The following is a 20316-nucleotide window of genomic DNA, read 5'->3' as shown; positions in this document are numbered from 1 at the left end:
ATGAGTAAGGTTGATGTAATCGTAGGCGCTCAATGGGGCGATGAGGGAAGGTAAAATCGTAGATATGATTAGTGCTAATTACGATTTCGTATGCAGAAGCTGCGGCGGACACAACGCCGGTCATACAATCATCGTAAATGGCGAAAAATACGCGCTTCACCTAGTCCCAAGCGGTGTTTTGCACAAAAATATCATAAATATCATCGGAAATGGCGTGGTCATTAACCCTGATGTTTTAATCACTGAAATGGCGCAATTTGGGGATTTGAAGGGTAGATTTTTTATTAGCGAAAAGGCGTTTTTAAATTTAGAGTATCACTCACTAATCGACCAAGCTAAGGAAAAATTAAAAGGTGATAAGGCTATTGGCACCACAGGCAAGGGTATCGGACCTGCGTATGCGGATAAAATTTCGCGCACAGGACACCGCATAATCGAGCTTTTAGAGCCAGAGAAATTAACAGAAGCCCTAGTTAGGGATTTTGCGAGCAGGGCGCAACTTTTCGAGAGTTTAAATATCAAAATTCCTGATAAAATGGAAATTTACGAGGAAATCAAACGCTACAAATCTGTGCTAGAACCATATATCGCAAACACAACTAATATGATTTGGAAGGCGCTTGATTATGATAAAAAAGTCCTTGTAGAGGGCGCACAAGGAAGCTTGCTAGATATCGATCACGGCACATATCCGTATGTGACTAGCTCTTCGACTATCGCAGCTGGGGCTTGCACAGGTCTTGGCTTAGCGCCAAAAGATGTTGGCGAGGTCATCGGAATCGTTAAAGCCTATACTACGCGCGTAGGAAACGGCGCTTTCCCAACAGAGGCCAAAGATGAGTATGGCGATAAATTATGCGAAATCGGACATGAGTTTGGCACTACGACAGGTAGAAGACGCAGATGTGGGTGGTTTGACGGCGTAGCGGCGAAATACACATCTAGAATCAACGGAATTGATAAATTTGCCCTTATGAAACTAGATGTTTTAGACGGATTTGAGAGTATTAAAATTTGCAAAGCATACAAAATAAATGGCGAAGTGATTGATTATTTCCCAATCGAGCTTGGCGTGGTAGAGCCTGTATATGAGGAAATGCCGGGCTGGGATAGCGTAAAAGGAATTAATAAATTTGAAGATTTGCCACAAAATGCGCAAAATTATATTAGAAAAATCGAGGAACTAACAGGCACAAAGGTAGGATTTATCTCTACTAGCCCTGAGCGAACAGATACAATTATATTATAAGAAAGGCGGATAATGCGAATACAACTAGCACATGTTCCATACATAGCGCAAAAAATTGCGATAGATATATTAAATTCTGGCATGGTTACGCTTAGCTCTGGCGTCGAGCCCATAGCCAAGGTAGCCTCAGAAATCATCAAAACTGATTTGCAAAAAGAAAAAGCCATAGACGAGCGCGCAAATGAGCTAATGGACGAGAGAATCGATGAATTTGACGAAATGAATGTAAATAAAAAAGATATGTTTTGGCTCATCAAGCGCAAACTCGCCGCACAAGAGAATTTCGAGCTGATTTTCGAGGATAGATACTCAAATATCTCGCATGAAATTTTAGAGACGATTTGGAAGAAAAATTTAGTAGATTATCAAGTGAGCGAAAACCGCATCAAAACTATCATTTACAACTCAATCGAGGGGTATTTGAAAATTTACAAAAAAATCGAAGAAGATGTCTATGAACTCATGCAAGGACATGGCAAAAAGCTAATCCCAGGCACCGAGGAATACGAGCTTGTGTTTGCGCAAACTTACGAAAAAGAGCTTAAAAAAAGAGGTATGCTGTGAAAGCGTATGTTTATTTAGAAAACGGCGTGTTTTTGGAGGCAAAGGCGTTTGGCAAGGGTGGAAGTGCCTTTGGTGAGCTTGTATTTAACACCTCTATTACAGGATATGAAGAAATCATCTCAGATCCTAGCTATGCTGGGCAGTTTATAGTATTCACTATGCCAGAAATCGGCATTGTAGGCACGAACAGCGACGATGAGGAGAGTGGCAAAATTCACGCTAGTGGAATTTTCATCCGCGAGTTTAACAACACTCCCTCAAATTTCAGATCCGAGCAAAATTTAGAAGAGTATTTCATCAAAAACGGCAAATTTGGCGTATATGATATAGATACGAGGTATCTTACAAAAATGCTCCGCGATGAGGGAAATTTGCGGGTTTTTGTCTCGACTGAAATCAGCGACAAGGAAACCTTGAAAAAAGCTCTCCAAGACTCAGCTAGGATTGAAGAGGTCAATTATGTCAGCATTGTAAGCACCAAAACCCCATATATCCACGAAAAAGGTCATTGGGACGCGAATAAAGGCGCTTATAGCACGCCGAAAAAAAATGGCAAAAAAATCGCCGTAATGGATTATGGTGTGAAGCGAAATATCCTAAATGAGCTTTGCGATTTGGGCCTTAGCGTGGAAGTTTTCCCGTATAATACTAAGGCAAAAACGCTGATTGATAAATTTAACTCTGGCGAAATTCACGGCGTATTTTTATCAAACGGTCCTGGCGAGCCAAAAATGCTAAAAGATGAAATCGCGCAAATCAAAGAGATAATCGAGGCTAGGATTCCGATTTTTGGCATTTGCCTTGGTCATCAGCTTCTCTCAAACGCTATGGGCTATGAGACATACAAACTCAAATTTGGCCAGCACGGCGCAAATCACCCTGTGCAAAATTTGTTTAACAAATCTATCGAAATCACAGCGCAAAACCACAACTACAATGTGCCAGAATCCATAGCTGAGATTTGCGATATCACGCACAGAAATCTATTTGACGGCACAATCGAGGGCGTGAGATACAAAAACTACCCTGTTTTTTCAGTCCAACACCACCCAGAAGCGAGTGCCGGACCAAACGAAAGCAAATACATTTTCAAAGAATTTTTAGAAATTTTATGATTAGTTTTTTTGCTATCATACCCGCCACGCTAATGCTGAGCTTGACGCACTGCATTGGCATGTGCGGGGGCTTTGTGATAGCTTATAACGCAAAATTATCTAGCCTTAGCCCTGCTAGGGCGTTTTTTTTCTCGCTTGTTTATCAAATTTGTAGAATTTGCGCTTATATCATGCTTGGCGCACTTGGTGGGGCATTTGGCTCGGTCATAGTTTTTGGCGATAAAACGGCTGGTTTTATGCAGTTTGGCGTGGGAATTTTGCTAATTATTTTTGGGATTGCCCTACTAAAACGGGGCGCACTTTTAAAATTTATCGAAAATCAAAAAATTTATAATCTTTTTTTAGCCAAACCTATGAAATTCGCCCTTGGCAGGGAGGATATTTTGGGGTTTTGTCTGCTTGGGTTTTTAAACGGACTTTTGCCATGCGGGCTAGTATATACCTACCTAGCCATGGCGATAATGAGCCACGATGCCATGCAGGGCGCGCTTGTAATGGCAGTTTTTGGATTATCTACCTTGCCTGCGCTATTAGCTTTTGGTGGCGTGGCGAATTTCATCAGCGCAAAATTTTCGCGCGCTATGCTTTATATCTCTTCATTTATCATAATTATTTTTGGAATTTATTGGGCTTATTGTGGATTTATTCTCACAAGATAAATTTTTTAAGTCTTATATAAGTTAAATTTTGAAAAAATGACAAATTACATTTTAAGGGGCGTTTTATGAGTGATATTTTAAAAAATTTAAGCATATTGTTGGTCGAAGATGAGAGTAAGATGAGAAACTCTCTAAGAAATACATTTGAAGGAATTTTTAAAAATGTCTATGAGGCCAAAGACGGCGTAGAGGGACTTAAAAAATTTAAAAAATACAATCCAAATTTGGTCGTTACAGATATTTTGATGCCTATCGAAGACGGGCTTGAAATGACACGCCAAATCAAACAAATCTCCCCAGATACCCCAGTTGTCGTGCTTAGCGGATTTAGCGAGAAGGCTCAGCTTCTAGGGGCAATCGAGGCAGGTGTAGCCAAATACTTCATAAAACCTGTTGATATGGAAGAATTTAAAGAAGCGATAAAAAGCCTAATGAGCGCGAAACTTAGCGTCAGCAGCGTGGTAGAAATTTCAGGCGGATATAGCTTTGATCCGCTAAAAAGGGTCTTAACTCACGGCGAAGAGGAAATTTCACTTACGAAAAAAGAGTTAGCCTTTATTTCGCTTTTGGTCTCGCGAATCGATACTTTGGTCTTGCACGAAGAGATTAAACGATATGTCTGGGCGAACGACAACTCGGTCTCAGATGTGGCAATCAGAACTTTTATCAAACGAATTCGAGATAAAATCGGCGCAGATGTTATCAAAAATATCCCAAGTTTGGGCTATAAAATCGAATCTAAAAAAGAGTAAAATTTTTGTTGATAAAAATGTCACATCTTTAAAACTTTTGCAAACAAAAAGTTAATAAAAAGTCAAATTTAAGCTTTTTAAAACTTATTAACTCTTATAATCCTCCATAAAGTTTCTCGACTTTTAACCAAATTTTAAAGGAGGGTTTTATGAATCCTGAACAGGCATTACGCAGTGGCAAGATGCTAAGCTACGATTATACAGTGGCGAAATTGTTTTTGTATTCTACTCTTGCATTTGGTATCATCGGTATGCTTATAGGCACGCTTATAGCATTTCAGCTAGCATATCCAGATCTTAACTACTTGCTTGGAGAGTATGGTACATTTGGCAGACTTAGACCATTACACACAAATGGTGTCATTTATGGTTTTATGCTATCTGGAATTTGGGCTACATGGTATTATGTAGGACAGAGAGTTTTAAAAGCATCGATGAGCGAATCAAAATTTTTGATGTGCGTGGGTAAATTGCACTTTGTGATTTATATCCTAATCATCTTACTCGCTGTGGTTTCGCTTTTGGCTGGCGTTACGACATCAAAAGAGTATTCTGAGTTAGAGTGGCCTATCGATATTTTGGTTGTTGTCGTGTGGGTTTTGTGGGGAATTAGCATTTTTGGTCTAATCGGTATCAGACGCGAAAAAACGCTTTATATCTCTGTTTGGTATTATATCGCTACCTTCCTTGGCGTTGCTATGCTATATTTGTTTAACAACATGGAAATCCCAACTAGATTGCTTACTGGCATGGGTAGCTGGATACACTCTGTATCAATGTATGCTGGCACAAACGACGCTATGGTTCAATGGTGGTTCGGTCACAACGCCGTTGCGTTCGTATTTACCGTAGCGATTATCGCTGAAATTTATTATTTCTTGCCAAAAGAGAGCGGTCAGCCGATTTTCTCATATAAACTATCTTTGTTCTCATTTTGGGGATTGATGTTTATCTACCTATGGGCTGGCGGTCACCACCTTATTCACGGTCCAGTTCCTGATTGGGTTCAGACTATGGGTTCTGTCTTTTCAGTAGTTTTGATTTTGCCGTCTTGGGGAACAGGTATTAATATGCTCCTTACAATGAGAGGCGAGTGGAATCAGCTAAGAGAGAGCCCGCTAATCAAATTTATGATTTTGGCTTCTACTTTTTATCTATTCTCTACTTTGGAAGGTCCGATTCTTTCTGTCAAATCAGTAAATGCCCTAGCGCACTTTACAGATTGGATCCCAGGACATGTCCATGACGGCACACTTGGCTGGGTTGGATTTATGACAATCGCTGCTATGTATCACATGGTGCCTAGAATGTTTAAAAGAGAGCTTTATTCAAAATCTTTAATGACAGCTCAGTTTTGGATCCAAACAACAGGCGTTGTGCTATTTTTCAGCTCAATGTGGATTGCTGGTATCACACAAGGTATGATGTGGAGAGCAACTGATGATTATGGCAACTTGCTATACTCATTTATAGATACAGTTAGCGCGCTAGTTCCTTATTATTGGATTAGAGCGATTGGTGGTTTATTATACTTCATAGGTTTGTGTATGTTTGTATATAATATCTTGATGTCTATTCGCGCAGGCAGAAGCTTAGACCAAGAGCCTAGAAGCGCTTCACCTATGGCTGCGTAAGGAGAGAAAGATGTTTAGTTGGTTAGAAAAAAATCCGTTCTTTTTTGCGGTTGGTGTTTTTGTAGTCATCGCTTATGCTGGTATCGTTACGATTTTGCCAGATTTTGCTAATAGCGCTCGTCCAATCGAGGGCAAACAACCATATACTGTTTTGCAACTCGCTGGTCGCCATGTCTATATACAAGAGAGCTGTAATGCCTGCCACTCACAACTTATCCGTCCGTTTAAATCAGAGACAGACAGATATGGCGATTATTCAAAAAGTGGCGAATTTGCTTATGATAGACCATTTTTGTGGGGTTCGAAAAGAACTGGTCCAGATCTTGCTAGGGTCGGACGCAACAGAACCACAGGCTGGCATGAAACTCACATGAAAGATCCAAAAGTCCTAGTCGGCAAATCAATCATGCCTGCATACAAATCTATGTTTAAGAAAAACGCAGATATGCAAACAGCCTACGCTGAGGCTTTGACGATTAAAAAAGCCTTCAATGTCCCTTATGATACAGCTGGCGCACCAAAGCTCGAAGCTGATCCTAGCAAGGACGCTATGTCAAATTTCGAAAGCTATAAAGCTGAAATGATGGCAGAGGCTGAGGCAATCGTAAATGATATGCGCGACGAAGATGTCAAAGCGGCATTTAAAAACGGCGAAATACGCGAAATCGTTGCGTTAATAGCATATTTAAATAGCTTAAAATAGGGGTTTGCGATGAGTGCTGATTTCATTAGAGAGTTACAAGCTTATGGCTTTATAGCTTTTGTCATATTGGCCTGCCTTGGAGTTTATGGATACTGGTTTCATTTGAAACACTCTGAAAAAACAGGGCGCAGAAACTACGAAAAGTATGCAAATTTGGCGCTTGATGATGAGCTTGGCAGTGAAATCATAGAGTCTCGCACACCTACGAAAGAAGAAAAAGGAAAATGATATGAAATGGCTAAATTTAAGCGATAATGTTAATGTTGCGGCGCTGATAGCGTCGTTTATACTTGTCGCAGTTACGGCTTTTATCGTTAAAAAATATGCTGGTCAAAGTAAAAGCTTAAACGAAACTACCGAGACAACTGGCGAAGATTTTGACGGAATTGCCGAGCTAAAAAATGGCTTGCCAAAAGGCTGGGCTATATGTTTTGTTTTGATGTTTGTCTATGCGTTAGTGTATTTTTTCATCGCTTATCCGCTAAATTCTTACTCACAAATCGGCGAGTATAACGATGAGGTAAAGGCGCACAACGCTAAATTTGAAAAAACCTATGCAAACGCCGATAGCACTACGCTAAAAGCTATGGGCGAGTCGGTGTATTTGGTGCAATGCTCACAATGCCACGGACTTGACGGAGATGGAATCGACGGCGAGTCTGCTGACCTTACTAAATGGGGCAAAGAAGCTGGCATAATTGACGCTATCAACAAAGGCTCAAAAGGACTAAATTATCCACTTGGCGAAATGCCAGCAGGTATGGTTAGCCCTGATGACGCAAAAGCAGTAGCTGCATTTATGGCAAAAGAAATTTCTAGCTTAAAAGCTACAAAAAATGAAAATTTGGTTGAAAAAGGTAGAGAGCTATGGCCTACTTGCGCTGCTTGCCATGGTGATGACGGCAAGGGTATGGACGGAAGTTCGCCAGATCTTAGCAAATATGGCTCGGCTGAATTTAGCGTCGATGTGCTAAATCGTGGCAAAAAAGGCTTTATTGGCACAATGCCAGCCTTTGATGACGGGCGTTTAAACGATGTGCAAAAACGCGCCGTTGGCGAGTATATCAACTCTATCAAATAAAGGGGCGATTATGGAAAATGTAAAAAGATCGGTTTTTGCGCTAAATGGCGTAACTGGAATGCTAATCGCAACTGCGCTTTTGCTATCAATTCTTGCATGCCTTACCTGCCTTGGCATTAAGACACAGCAAGCCGTCATGGATAAGCCTTATGAGCTAAAAGACATTAGCTCTGTAAGCGAAAAAAGCTCAGTCGATACGCAAAAAAAAGTATTTGTGATAAAGGATAAGTGATGAGTGATGCATTGATTGAAAAATTGATTTTACTTGGTTGTATCGCTTTGGCTGTGGCAACTGCTGCCTCTGTTTTGACTAGAAATATCCTATTTATCGGTTAATGAGAGCAATTTTTGCGATTTTTTGCCTGTGCATTTTAGCGCAGGCAAAATTTGTTTTAAACACAGGCGAAATTATCACGCCTATGCTTGCAGAAAAAATCGAAATTTTAGGCGCTGAGACGCAGGATAAAACCGGCGTAGGCGTCTATGTCCTAGCCACGCAGAGCCTTGGGGGCGCAAGCCTAGAAAATTATGCCCTAAATTTCGCTTCGAATTTAAGCTCGCCTTATGCACTTTTAGTCTTTGCCGAGGCTGAGCATAAGGTCGAAATTTACGGCTCGCCTGAGGCGTTAGTACTTTTTGATAGAGAGCAAATTTTAAGTGTGGGAAGCCGTGGCCGTATAATCCCAATCATCGCTTCGCAAAAAAAAGATCTAAACCAAACCCAAAAAATCGGCGTTTATAACGCTGCGCTTTTAAACGGATATGCCGAGATTTGCGACCAAATCGCCGCTTCAAAGGGTGTTGGGTTGGAGAATTCTATCGGCAATACAAACAACAATTTCATAAATTTCTTGCGCTATATTTTTTACGCGACGCTGATTTTCGCGTTGGGCTCATATCTATACAAAAAAGGCAGAAAAAATGGCGCAAAATAAAAAAACTCTCTGGCCCTATGGTATCGCATTTAGCATAGTAGCAATCATCGCAGCGTGCGTAGCGACGATAATTTTCTCGCTAGATTACCCGGTGCATAGCGATAATTTTTACTTCGATAAATACCAAAAAGTCGATGAGAATTACAACGAAATTCAGCTAAAACAGCAAAATTTTGAAAAAAAATATGAGGTAAATTTTGAAATTTCAAATCCGCAAAATACAGAAAAATTTAGCCTAAATTTGCCGATAAAAGTGAAAAATAATGCCAAATTTGATAAAATCTCAGCCGAAATTTTACTTACTAGACCAGATAGCACGGATTTTGATAAAAGGCTTAATACGCAGTTTTTAGATGGTGCGTTACGAAGCGAAAATTTTAGTATCGAAAAGCTTGGCAGGTGGCAGGTAATGGCGAAAATTTCAGATTCCATAGACACAGGATTTTACAAATTTGAATTCAACGCAACCAAAACAACTTCGGGTATTTACGACTTACAGATCCTTGAAGGAGGCCGTAAATAGGGCAGAGGGCGGAATAGTTTTCGCTGAGAGTTTAAGCGAATTTTACAAAAAGGCGGTTTTTGTAAATGGCTTTGATGAGTGCGGGCAGATCGAGCGCACACTTTTTATGCAAGAGGCCGTCAAAAATACCAAAAATGCAAATGAAAAACTCCGTTTCCCAAGTGAATTTTTCGAATTTATGCAACACAAAGATTATCTGTTTAAATTTTTCAAAGAGCTTGCTAGCGAAAAGGTGAGCCTGCAAACTCTCGATTTTAGCGATACTTACGCGCAATACAGCGAACATTTCGAAATCTTAAAAGAGCTTTTGCAAAATTACCAAAATTTTTTGCAAAACGCTAAAAGCTACGATGAAATCACGCTTCCCCAAATTTATGAATTAAACGAAAACTATCTTAAAAGATTTGATAGCATTGAGATTGATATCGACGGAAATCCGAGTAAATTTGAGTTTGAAATTTTAAAGCGAGCTTCGCAGGTTACGCAAATTTATCTAAATTTTAAGGCAAGTAAATTTAATCAAAAAACGCTTCGTAGTATTAGCGAGCTTTGTGGGCTTAGTTTTGAGAGTGGATTTAGCTACAAGCTAAATTTAAGCGAGAATAAAATTTTAGAGCCTTACACCGCGCCAATCCCGCAAAATAGCGAAATTGTGCTAAAAGGATTTGAGCTTAGGGCTTTGCAGGCTTGCTATATTTTTGAGAAAATTTCAAAATTTATTAGTCTTGGAATTAATCCAGAAAAAATCGCAGTAATCTTGCCTGATGAGAAATTTGCTAAAACCCTTAGAGCTTTGGACGAAAAAATTAACAAAAACGCTCCAATGCTGAATTTCGCTATGGGCGAAAGTGTCAGAGATAGCCTATTTGGTGTGAGTTTGGCTAAAATTTCAGAGTGCATTAAAGAAAACATAAGACCAAATTTCAACCCACAATATCTAAATTTGGGCAAAGATACGCCGCGGGATTTGCCAAACGAGTATGATTTGTTTTTTAAAGAGGCCAGGATTAGTGAAGAAATTTTTGATAAATTTAGAGAAAATTTCAACAAAAGTGTAGAATTTGAGGTTTTTGATGCTTGTATAAATGAGCTTTTGCGCGCAGTCAAAACCAAAAACGATGCCCTAACAAACAAGCTAAAATCGCCAAAATTTTTAATCAAAATTCTAAACGAAAAATTTGGCGAAAACCTTACGCTGTCAAATTTGATTGATCTTTTCCTTGGCGAGCTAAAAAATGTCAAACTCGATGATATTAATGGCGGAAAGGTCACTGTAATGGGGCTTTTGGAGAGTCGTGGTGCAAACTTTGAGGCTGTGATAATCCCTGATTTCAACGATGATTTTGTGCCAAAGCGAAGCGAGGGCGAGATGTTTTTAAACAGCACTCTTCGGGCTAAGGCTGGGCTAATTAGCCACAAAGACAGGGAGGATTTGCAGAGGTTTTATTACTCTTGTTTGATTTTTGGCGCAAAAAAAGCGGCGATTTGCTACCACGACACGGCGGAAAAATCGCCGTCTAGGTTTTTGAAAAATTTTAACACGCAAGAGGATATGGACGAGTTTAGCATGCAAGATTATTTGCGCATTTTTAATGGCAAGCTCTATGAAAAGCCAGAATTTAGCGATTTTACGCCAAATATGAAGCATGATTTTTTTGCCGAGCCTGTTTCGCACGCTAGATTTGATACATTTAGCACATGCAAAAGAAAGTATTATTACTCATATATTTTAAATATCAAAGAGGGGCTGAAATTTGGCGAGGATAACGCTTCTATGGGAAATATTTTGCACGAGGCGTTTGAGGAGTATTACGCTAAATACCCTAAATTTGACTACGCAAAATTTGAGGAAATTTACCTTAAAAAGGCCATGAAAAAAAATGCCGATTTTTACAGCATTTATTATGATTTATGCAGGGTTAAATTTTTGGCTAAAACCATAGTTGAACACGAGCAAAAATGGAATTTTTCGCAAAGTGAGGCGAATTTTGATGGCGTTAAATTTAACGAATTTGCCACAATTAGCGGAAAAATCGATCGCATAGACACAAACGAAAGTGGCGATAGATTTATTATTGATTACAAAAGAGGCGATTACAACGCCAAATCAATGCAGCTAAAATTCTACAAAGCTCTTTTGGGTGATGATGAAATGGATGCTGCGTATCTCTCGCTAAGGGATAAAAAATTTGTTTTCGATGAAAACGAAAAAGATGATGCCACAAAAAGCGCGTTTGAAATTTTATCTGAAAAATTTGAAGAAATCAGAGCGCTTTGCGAAAGCGAAATGAGCTTTGAGCGCACGAGCAAGAGCGGTGCATGCAAATATTGCGCGTATAAAATAATCTGTAAAGGCGAAATCAATGATTAAGATGAAAACAAATGAAGGCAAGGACGCAAGATATCTAGCGCTTGAAGCTAGTGCGGGTAGCGGAAAGACATTTTCTTTGGCGGTTAGGTTTGTGGGGCTCGTGCTTTTGGGTGAGAATATAAATGAAATTTTGGCTTTGACCTTTACTAAAAAAGCGGCCGCTGAGATGAAGGTGCGCATAATCGATACATTTTCGCTGCTTCACACGCCACAAAAAGAGGCTGAGCTTGACGCGCTTTGCGTGCTTTTGGGTAAGGAAAAAGAGGAAATTTTGCGCCTTAGAGATGAGCATTTGGCGAATTTTATGGATTGCGCTTTAAATATTTCGACCTTTGATGCGTTTTTTGGCAAAATACTGCGCGCGTTTGCCCTAAATGCGGGGATTAATCCAAATTTTCAAAACGACGATAATATACTAAAAGCCCAAAATGACGCCTTTATCAAAGAAGCTTTCAAAAACGATGAATTATCGGGCAAAATGTATGAATACATAAACGATGCAAATTTAAGCAAACAAGCGTTTTTTGGTGGCATTAGCGAGCTGTGGGAAAATGGAATAAGCGCAGATATTAGCCAAAGCAAAGCTCCGAATTTAGACGAAATCAATGAAATTTTAGCCCGTATGCACGGAATTTTAGTGCGCAATAAAGCGAGCGATAAACAACTAAACTATATGGCTCCAACCAGCAGTATCAGTGAGCTAAGTAACACAAAGACTAGGCCGTGGTTTGATAAACCAAGTTTAGATTACAGAACTTTTGCTAAGGCTTTTTCGCCTGATTTAGATGAGGAATTTGCAAATTTAAAGCGTGCAATGCTTGAATATGCGATAAAATTTGAAAATTACCAAATTTCATCTTTGGCAAAATTTCTAAATTTCTACTCACAAAACAAAAAAGAACTTAGCAAAAAAAGCGCTAAGATGACATTTTCTGATGTTAGCGTGGGCGTGCATGAGCTGTTTTGCAAAACTGGCGAGATTGGAGAGCACAACGATTTGCTCTATTTTAGGCTAGATTCAAAAATCAAGCACCTTTTAATCGACGAGTTTCAAGACACCAGCGTTTTGCAGTATGAAATCATGCTTCCTTTGATCGATGAAATCGTCGCAGGGCTCGGTCAAAGCGGGCTAGGAAGCCTTTTTTATGTGGGCGATAAAAAGCAAAGTATCTATAAATTTCGCGGGGCAAAAAAGGAGCTTTTCGATTCGCTCAAAGATAGGCATAATCAAATAGTTTTGGAAACTATGCCAAAAAATTATCGCAGTTTAAAGCTTTTGGTTCGATTTGTAAATGCGATTTTTGGGGATTTGGTGGCAAATGAAGAAACGGGCGAAAAATACGATTACAAACCGCAAGAAGCAAATAAATTTAATGAGAGCAAATTTAGCGCAGAGGTTTTGGATAAAATTTTAAAATTCCCAAAAGAAAATAAAAATTTATCGTTTTTCACGCCAGATGACGACGATTTTGGCTATATTTGCGCTAAGACATACGAAGATGTTTGCGAGGGCGCTGTAAGCGAGGCTATACGCTTGATTAAAGAGCATAGCGTAAGCCCTAGTGACATAGCGATTTTGTGCTGGACGAATAAAGATGTAGCAAAGATACAAGAGCTTTTGTCGCTAAAAAATATTCCATCTTCGACTGGCGCTACGAAAAAACTAATTGCTACGCCCCAAGTTAAGGCGATTAGCGAGTATGCGAAGTATCTAATTAGCAAAGATGAAATTCACGCTTTAAATATAAAATCGCTTTTAAATTTAAGCGACAAGCCAGAATTTAGCCCAGTTTCGCTAAGCGATGAGCCTGTGAGCGTAGCTAAGACAATCGCTGAAAATTTGGGGCTAAATTTTGGCGATGAAAATTTGCTCATATTTTTTGAAATTTTGCAAAAGTATGATAGTTTCGTGCAGTATCTTTTCGCAGATGATAACAGCGATGCCTATGCCAAGGAGCTTAGTGGGGTCAAGATTATGACAGTGCATAAGTCAAAGGGGCTAGAATTTGCGCATGTGATTTTGTGCGATTTGCTTAGTAAAGGAGGCGGCGATAGGGATAAATTTATGCTAGGTTACGACGGACAGTGGCGCATAAAATACCGCATGACAAATAGAGAAATTTACGATGCAGAGTATGCAAAATTTAAAAAAGATAGCGAAAATTTAGAGCGAGCCGAGGTTTTCAACAAGCTATATGTGGGCTTTACAAGAGCCGAAAAATCGCTGATAATCGTAAAAAAAGGCGGTGTTTTAAACGGAAACAACCCTAGCTATTTTACGCTTTATACTTCAAATAAAGTGGATAAGAAATTTTTAGTTATCGAGGATTTTGAGTATGGCTATATCATACCAAGTAGCGTTACGCCAGCGCTAGTGCAAAAACCAAAAAAGATAAATCTACAACCAGTCGCGAAACAAAATATCACAGAGTATGAAAGAGCCAGCGATAGGGCTGTCGTGGCGGAATTTAGCAAGGTTTATAAGGGCGAGGCGTTGCACTACACGCTTGAAATGCTCGATGATTTTGAGATTTCTAGCTTGGAGAGTGCGCTAAATTTGGCAAAAAATCGCTATGCGAAATATTTGGATTCGAGCGATTTTGATGAGATTAGGCAAAAGGTCGAAAGCTTGTGCGCTAATGAGGAGTTTTTATTATACATATCAGGGTGCGAAATTTACAAAGAAATTTCGATAAAACGGGAAAATGGTGGAGTTTCTAGGGTGGATTTGATGTGCGTTAGAGATGATGAGGTTTTGCTTTTTGACTACAAAAGCTCTCCATATTTTTTAGAAAAAAACAAAAAACAGATTAAATCATACAAAAAAGATTTAATCCTATCAAGCAAAAATCCAAATTTGAGTGTTCGCACATTTATCGTGGTTTTAGAAAATTCTGTAAAAATCGAAGAGGTAAAAGAATAAATTTAACTCCCAAAATGGGAGTTAAATTTTAGTATAGCACTACATGGACATTTCGTGGTCCATGCACGCCAAGAACTGTGATAAGCTCGATATCTGCGGTGCGAGATGGTCCCATGATAAAGTTGATATTTGTAGGCAACTCATCTTTTGTAACCTCTGCTAAGGCTTTATCTAAGCTTTCTACAAGGGCATTTTTTCTAAGCAAAATAATGCAGTTTGTCGGAAGCAAGCTAAGAAGTCTTGGTTGTGCTTTTGAGCTAACTACGCAGCATACGCCAAAGTTTGAAACGCCAAGTTTTGCTTGAATAATCGAAGTATCCGCATCAAAAAGCGCTTCTCTTATCTCATTTACTGGTTTGTCAAACGGCAATTTTTCTGCTTGCAATTTGTCTGTTTTGATTGGCAAATCTGAACCAAACATAACTGTTTTTGCGCCGACTGTTTTGACGATCTCTTCTACTAGCGCTTGAAGTCCTTTTTCGTCTGTTTCATGAACAACGGCTTTATTGTTTGTCAAATTTGTCTTAAAGTTTTCATATTTATCGCCTTCGTTTTCGACAAATTTAGTTATATCTAGTGGTTCGATTTCTGTTCTTTTAGCTACTCTGTTTGACCTAATTTTAGCTAAAATTGTCTCTTTGCTACTCATAGATTACTCCTTCGATTTTTTGGATATCTGCGTGTAGATTTCCTTTTAAGACAGGTGCTGAGCGATGTCTTGTCCATAGTTTTACCACAGGGATTGAATCTGCCTTTTTAACTACGAAATTTGAGAATTTAGAAGCTATGGAAATTCCAGTTCTCCACATAAATCCATTTGTAGCAACTGTTCTAAATCCAGCAAATCCCATTGCTTCGATTTTGCTGTGTTCTAGCAAATCAGAGCCTTTTGCTTTTTTCTTACCTTCACCGACTTTATTGCTTCTTAGCTTTCTGATTGTCTCTGCTAACGGAATTTTAACAGGGCAAACTTCGCTACATCTACCACAAAGTGAGCAGAAATTAAGAATATCTGCATTTTTTTCCATACCAAAAATTTGTGGGCTGATTACTTCGCCGATTGGTCCTGGATATACAGCGTGGTATGTGTGACCGCCGATTTTCTCATAAACAGGGCAGTAGTTCATACAAGCACCGCATCTAACGCATCTTAGAGCTTCGAAGTATTCTTCATTTGTTAGCATATCGGTTCTACCGTTATCTAGTAAGACAACATGGACTTCTTTTGGACCGTCTAACTCGCCCTCTTTTCTAGGGCCTGTGATGATGTTGTTATAGCAAGTGATAGGCGCACCTACGGCTGATGGAGTAACAGGCGAGTGAGCGCTTACTACATCTTCAAATGTCTCTAAAACTTTTTCTATACCACAGATTACGATATGCACATCAGGGGCTGTGGTACACATTCTACCGTTACCTTCGTTTTCTAGCAACCAAATAGCTCCTGCCTTGCTAATACCAAAATTTGCGCCTGAAATTCCGATTTTCATCGTTCTAAATTCGTTTCTTAGGTGGTTTCTAGCGATTGCATTTAGTTTTTCAGGTTCGCTCTCTAATGGCGCACCTAAGCGCTCTTGGAAAATTTTACCGACTTCATTGCGGTTTTTGTGAATCGCAGGGACGACGATATGAACAGGCGGATCTTGGATTAATTGGATAATCAACTCACCAAGGTCGGTTTCTTGGGCTTTGATGCCTCTTTCTTCTAAATAGTGGTTTAGGTGAATTTCTTCACTAGCCATTGTTTTTTGTTTTAGAACTTTATCTCCGTTGTGAGATTTTATAATTCGATAAATTATCTCGTTTGCTTCCTCGCCATTTACTGCCCAATGCACTTTCATGCCGTTTTTTGTAGCATTTGCTTCAAATTCGAGTAGTCTTTCATCAAGTGTCGCAAGAGAGTTATTTTTAACGGTTCTTGCTCTGCTTCTTAACTCATCAAAATTTTTAAATTTTGTAGTGCTAAGTCTGTTTCTGTTACCTTGAAGAGTGTGCATTGCAGAGTCAAGGTTTGCTCTTAGTTGTTTGTCAGCAAGCTTTTGATTTACTAAATTTTCATGATTCATCATAGCGCTGCTCCTTCAATTCTTTTGATTATGAAATCATATAGATGAATACCTTTTACTCTTGAACCATTTTTTTTCATAGTTCCTGCGATATTCATCAAACAGCCGCCATCACCTGAAACGATATAATCAGCTCCGCTTTCTTCTATGAATTTAATCTTTTGTTGAACCATAGCGTTAGAAATTTCAGGCTCTTTTACGGCGAAAGTTCCGCCAAATCCGCAACACTCCTCTTCTCTTTCAAGCTCGATCAATTCTACATTTTTGAATTGAGCTAGCAAATTTTTAGCGTTTTGGATTGATTTTTGGACGCGCAAAGCGTGACAGTTCGAGTGCCAAGTGATTTTTACTTTTTCGCCTTTGTCTTCGTATTTGACATGCAAAACCTTGTCTAAATACTCGCACAAATCATAAACCCTAGAACTAAATTCTTTGACTTTTCCTTCGTATTCTGTGCCTTTGAAAAGCTCGACATAATCGTGCTTCATCATACCAGCACACGAACCAGACGGAACGATAACAGGATAATTTTCGCTAAAAAGATTGATATTGTGTAGGGCTATTTTTTTAGTGTCTTCGAAATAACCTGTATTGTAGCTTGGTTGGCCACAGCAAGTTTGATCTTTTTTGAAAATAACCTCTACACCCTCTCTTCTTAAAAGCTTAACTGCATTTAAAGCGGTATCGGTAAAAACCGCGTTGCCAAGACAGGTTGCAAAAAAATAAACCTTATTCACCTTTATTCTCCTTTCTCGAATAAATTTAAATTTAGACTAGTTATTTTATCACGCTTTTGGAATATTTTGTATTAAATTTGGATTAAAATAACATTAAATTATAATTAAAATGAAATGTAATTTTTTTATTACAATATTTTTTAAGTTTAAAAAAAGAAAAATTTGAAATTTTTAAAATTTAAGCATAAAAAAATAGTGAAATTCTATCCGCAAAGATAGAATTTCACTCATAAAATTTATAGCAATATCACACCGATTATAACGGCTATTATTGCATAAAATACTGCTGGGGCTATATTGTAAGTAAGACATCTAGCCTCACCCTTACCTAGCAAGCCAACAGTCGCACACACAGCAACGATATTGTTGATACAAACCATGTTACCGATAGCACCACCAACATTTTGGAGTGCAACAATAACTTCGGTTTTTAAGCCAACAAGCGTAGCTGTTTCGTATTGAAGACCTGAGAAGAGCATATTTGATACGGTATTTGAACCAGAGAAAAATGCTCCAAGAATACCAACTAGTGGCGCAACAGCAACATAAGCTTGACCTGAAATATCAGCAAAGAATTTCGCCATAAGTTTAATCATAGAGTAGTTAGTTCCATCAACTGTTGTGCCGACATTTAACATGATTTGAACCAAAGCCAAACCAGCTGCTAGTGGAATTGCCGCTGCTGCAACTTGTTTGAAAGTTTTGCTCCAAGCCTCTTTTACATCATTGCCACTCATTCTGTGCAAGAATATAGTAAGGATAGCAACCAAAATAAATGGAATAATACCTGGTAAATAGCCGTAGTTGAAGCTATATGCAGTGCCAGGGACACCAAACATCAAGTTATCAGGAGCAGTAAATAGATTTATTTTCCAGCTTTGTAGAATTGGTTTTAATCCGATTGCAGGAATACGAGTAACAACTAGTATAAATGAAATAAGGATGTATGGTAACCAAGCCATAAACAATGGCATCTCTTTTTTGCTACTTTCTTCTTGTTTAGGTGCATTTTCAGAAGCCTGAGTTGAACCTATCCAAAATTCTTGCCATTGTGCGCGAGGAACGAAATCCCAGTTCTCTTTTGGAGTCATAAATCCAGCTTTTGCAGATGCGATAAGGATACCAAGAGATATAAGACCAGCAAGAAGTGATGGTAACTCAATACCCAAGAATTTTGCGCCTATCAAATAAGGAACGATGAAGCTAACTGAGGCAAGCATAGCAAATGGCAATGCAGGAAGAGCGTCTTTGAAGCTTCTGTTTTTACCGAATAGTTTTACCATTATCATAACAACGATAAAAGGAATAAAAATAGCGCCTACTGAGTGGATGATAGCAGTATTTGTGCTAACGGTAGTTATATACGGTTCTATATTTCCACCGCTTCCTTCTACAAGACTTTGAACGGTAGTTTTAACACCAAATGTTGGAGTTCCAACCGCACCGTAGCTAACAGGCGAGCTGTTTAGCACAAGACATGCAAGAGCTGCACTAAGAGCAGGAAAGCCAAGACCTACTAGAAGTGGAGCAGCCAAAGCAGCAGGTGTTCCAAAACCAGCCGCACCCTCAATAAATGCACCAAACGCCCAACCGATAATCAATACTTGAACACGGCGGTCGGTTGAAATTTTGGTAAAGCCGTTGTTGATTGAGTTCATAGCGCCTGAGTATTTCATGGTGTTTAAGATCAAAATAGCACCAAAAATGATGACTAAGATATCAAACGCCTTCATAAAGCCCAAAAGCACATACGCCAAAACGCTAGTGCCATCGGCATTTACGCTAAACGCAGACAGAGCTATACCAATCGCTAAAAACATGGCAACACTAAGCGAGAGCTTAGAACTAAGTTTAAACCCTATCATCATAACCAAAATGACGACAATAGGTAAAAAGGCCAGCAAGGTATGCATCGTTAGATCTCCTTTGCAAGATAAATTTAGATTATCTTTTGATAATTCTTAAATCGAAAGTCTATACAAAAATAAATAAATAATAAATAAAAAAGAATACTTTAATTATTTTTTAAAAAAATTTTAAAGAAAATGTATTTAAGGTATCAAAATTTCCAAAATTTTGCCCCAAAAAACTTAAATTCTTTAAATTTTACTTAAATTCAGTTTTTTATAAGGTTATTTCTGTAAAATCCCATTTTTCAAAATTTTTAAGAAGGCGGAAATCATGACAGAAATTACAAAGCCTAGCGAAGTCAAACGCGACTGGGTTGTTATTGATGCAACTGACAAAAGATTCGGTAGAATGCTAACCGAAGTCGCAGTTTTATTGCGCGGCAAACACAAACCATGCTACACACCAAATGTTGATTGTGGCGATTATGTCATTATCGTAAATGCTTCAAAAGCAGTTTTTACAGGTGCAAACAAAGGCGAGGATAAGCTATATCATAGCTATTCAGGGTATTTTGGAAGTCTAAAAAGCGTTAAATTTGAGGATATGTTGAAAAACAATCCTGCTAAATTATACAAACTTGCAGTTCGCGGTATGCTTCCTAAAACAAAACTAGGTAAAGCAATGATTAAAAAGCTTTTCGTTTATGAGGGTAGCGAGCACCCACATACAGCGCAAACAACAAGTAAAGGAAAATAATTATGGCAACAATTTACGCAACAGGCAAAAGAAAAACAGCCGTAGCTAAGGTATGGTTAAAACCAGGTAGCGGTAAAATGGTTGTAAATGGTATGGACCTAAATACTTGGCTTGGCGGTCACGAGGCTATTAAATTAAAGGTTATTCAACCGCTTTTAGTTACAAAACAAGAGACATCTATGGATATCACTGCTCAAACACTAGGCGGTGGCTATTCAGCTCAGGCAGAGGCATTGCGCCACGGTATTTCACGCGCACTAGCAGCTATGGATAAGGATTTCAGAGCAGCTCTAAAACCAAAAGGTCTTTTAACTCGCGATTCTCGCTCAGTAGAAAGAAAGAAATTTGGTCGCAGAAAAGCGCGCAGAAGCCCACAATTCTCAAAAAGATAATAGGG

General features: G+C 38.9%; 18 protein-coding genes and 3 pseudogenes. 17 read left to right on the top strand and 4 right to left on the bottom strand.

Features of this window, described 5'->3' with window-relative positions:
• The 15 genes and pseudogenes from OFO12_RS01875 to OFO12_RS01810 all read left to right on the top strand — a co-directional run bounded on the left by OFO12_RS01875 (nt 1) and on the right by OFO12_RS01810 (nt 14509).
• A pseudogene (locus OFO12_RS01875) lies at nt 1–1249 on the top strand (adenylosuccinate synthase).
• Nucleotides 1250–1261: 12 nt separating this feature from the next.
• Nucleotides 1262–1813, top strand: coding sequence for a DUF507 family protein (locus OFO12_RS01870; RefSeq protein WP_270858407.1), 552 nt, complete (start codon nt 1262–1264; stop codon nt 1811–1813).
• Complete coding sequence (gene carA, locus OFO12_RS01865) at nt 1810–2928, top strand: glutamine-hydrolyzing carbamoyl-phosphate synthase small subunit (RefSeq protein ID WP_270858406.1); 1119 nt, start codon at nt 1810–1812, stop codon at nt 2926–2928. Before OFO12_RS01870 ends, carA begins: the two co-directional genes overlap by 4 nt.
• Entirely contained in the window at nt 2925–3587 is a 663-nt protein-coding gene (locus OFO12_RS01860) for a sulfite exporter TauE/SafE family protein (RefSeq protein ID WP_270869255.1), read from the top strand. Before carA ends, OFO12_RS01860 begins: the two co-directional genes overlap by 4 nt.
• A gap of 65 nt (nt 3588–3652) precedes the next feature.
• Nucleotides 3653–4000: pseudogene (locus OFO12_RS08065) on the top strand (response regulator transcription factor); the annotation flags it as partial.
• A gap of 90 nt (nt 4001–4090) precedes the next feature.
• Nucleotides 4091–4339, top strand: a pseudogene (locus OFO12_RS08060) (helix-turn-helix domain-containing protein); the annotation flags it as partial.
• 182 nt (nt 4340–4521) lie between these two features.
• Nucleotides 4522–5973 (top strand): cytochrome-c oxidase, cbb3-type subunit I, encoded by a 1452-nt coding sequence (ccoN, locus tag OFO12_RS01850; protein WP_442867883.1) that lies wholly within the window; start codon nt 4522–4524, stop codon nt 5971–5973.
• 10 nt (nt 5974–5983) lie between these two features.
• Entirely contained in the window at nt 5984–6676 is a 693-nt protein-coding gene (gene ccoO, locus OFO12_RS01845; protein ID WP_270858402.1) for a cytochrome-c oxidase, cbb3-type subunit II, read from the top strand.
• A gap of 9 nt (nt 6677–6685) precedes the next feature.
• Entirely contained in the window at nt 6686–6904 is a 219-nt protein-coding gene (locus OFO12_RS01840; protein WP_270858401.1) for a cytochrome c oxidase, cbb3-type, CcoQ subunit, read from the top strand.
• Nucleotide 6905: 1 nt separating this feature from the next.
• A complete protein-coding gene (locus OFO12_RS01835) occupies nt 6906–7757 on the top strand; it encodes a c-type cytochrome (RefSeq protein WP_270869254.1) in 852 nt (283 codons plus the stop codon).
• Nucleotides 7758–7767: 10 nt separating this feature from the next.
• Nucleotides 7768–7989, top strand: coding sequence for a DUF4006 family protein (locus tag OFO12_RS01830; RefSeq protein ID WP_270862192.1), 222 nt, complete (start codon nt 7768–7770; stop codon nt 7987–7989).
• A 103-nt stretch (nt 7990–8092) separates the two neighbouring features.
• The gene (locus OFO12_RS01825; protein ID WP_270869253.1) at nt 8093–8692 is read left to right on the top strand and encodes a TPM domain-containing protein; all 600 of its coding nucleotides are present in this window, start codon (nt 8093–8095) and stop codon (nt 8690–8692) included.
• Nucleotides 8679–9215 (top strand): 4-hydroxy-3-methylbut-2-en-1-yl diphosphate synthase, encoded by a 537-nt coding sequence (locus OFO12_RS01820; protein WP_270869252.1) that lies wholly within the window; start codon nt 8679–8681, stop codon nt 9213–9215. The genes OFO12_RS01825 and OFO12_RS01820 overlap by 14 nt, the downstream gene beginning before the upstream one ends.
• A complete protein-coding gene (locus OFO12_RS01815) occupies nt 9196–11586 on the top strand; it encodes a PD-(D/E)XK nuclease family protein (RefSeq protein WP_270869251.1) in 2391 nt (796 codons plus the stop codon). The genes OFO12_RS01820 and OFO12_RS01815 overlap by 20 nt, the downstream gene beginning before the upstream one ends.
• A complete protein-coding gene (locus OFO12_RS01810) occupies nt 11579–14509 on the top strand; it encodes a RecB-like helicase (RefSeq protein WP_270869250.1) in 2931 nt (976 codons plus the stop codon). The genes OFO12_RS01815 and OFO12_RS01810 overlap by 8 nt, the downstream gene beginning before the upstream one ends.
• A gap of 28 nt (nt 14510–14537) precedes the next feature.
• On the opposite strand, the gene OFO12_RS01805 is transcribed toward OFO12_RS01810, so the two are convergent.
• The 4 genes from OFO12_RS01805 to OFO12_RS01790 form a co-directional block, all read right to left on the bottom strand.
• On the bottom strand, nt 14538–15158 hold the full coding sequence (locus OFO12_RS01805; RefSeq protein WP_270858394.1) for a LutC/YkgG family protein: 621 nt from the start codon (nt 15156–15158) through the stop codon (nt 14538–14540).
• Nucleotides 15151–16578: a LutB/LldF family L-lactate oxidation iron-sulfur protein gene (locus OFO12_RS01800; RefSeq protein ID WP_270858393.1), complete on the bottom strand. Its 1428-nt coding sequence runs from the start codon at nt 16576–16578 to the stop codon at nt 15151–15153. The genes OFO12_RS01805 and OFO12_RS01800 overlap by 8 nt, the downstream gene beginning before the upstream one ends.
• Complete coding sequence (locus OFO12_RS01795; protein WP_270858392.1) at nt 16575–17312, bottom strand: (Fe-S)-binding protein; 738 nt, start codon at nt 17310–17312, stop codon at nt 16575–16577. Before OFO12_RS01795 ends, OFO12_RS01800 begins: the two co-directional genes overlap by 4 nt.
• Nucleotides 17313–17548: 236 nt before the next feature.
• Nucleotides 17549–19177, bottom strand: coding sequence for an L-lactate permease (locus tag OFO12_RS01790; RefSeq protein WP_270869400.1), 1629 nt, complete (start codon nt 19175–19177; stop codon nt 17549–17551).
• A gap of 316 nt (nt 19178–19493) precedes the next feature.
• Between OFO12_RS01790 and rplM the strand changes: the two genes are divergently transcribed.
• A complete protein-coding gene (gene rplM / locus OFO12_RS01785; protein ID WP_270858390.1) occupies nt 19494–19919 on the top strand; it encodes a 50S ribosomal protein L13 in 426 nt (141 codons plus the stop codon).
• Between the two features lie 2 nt (nt 19920–19921).
• Entirely contained in the window at nt 19922–20311 is a 390-nt protein-coding gene (gene rpsI / locus OFO12_RS01780; protein ID WP_270858389.1) for a 30S ribosomal protein S9, read from the top strand.
• Nucleotides 20312–20316 lie beyond the last annotated feature (5 nt).

It is taken from the genome of Campylobacter sp. JMF_04 NA10 (assembly GCF_027737655.1).
Classification (GTDB): Bacteria; Campylobacterota; Campylobacteria; order Campylobacterales; family Campylobacteraceae; genus Campylobacter_B.
This window is presented reverse-complemented; position numbering and strand designations above follow the sequence as displayed.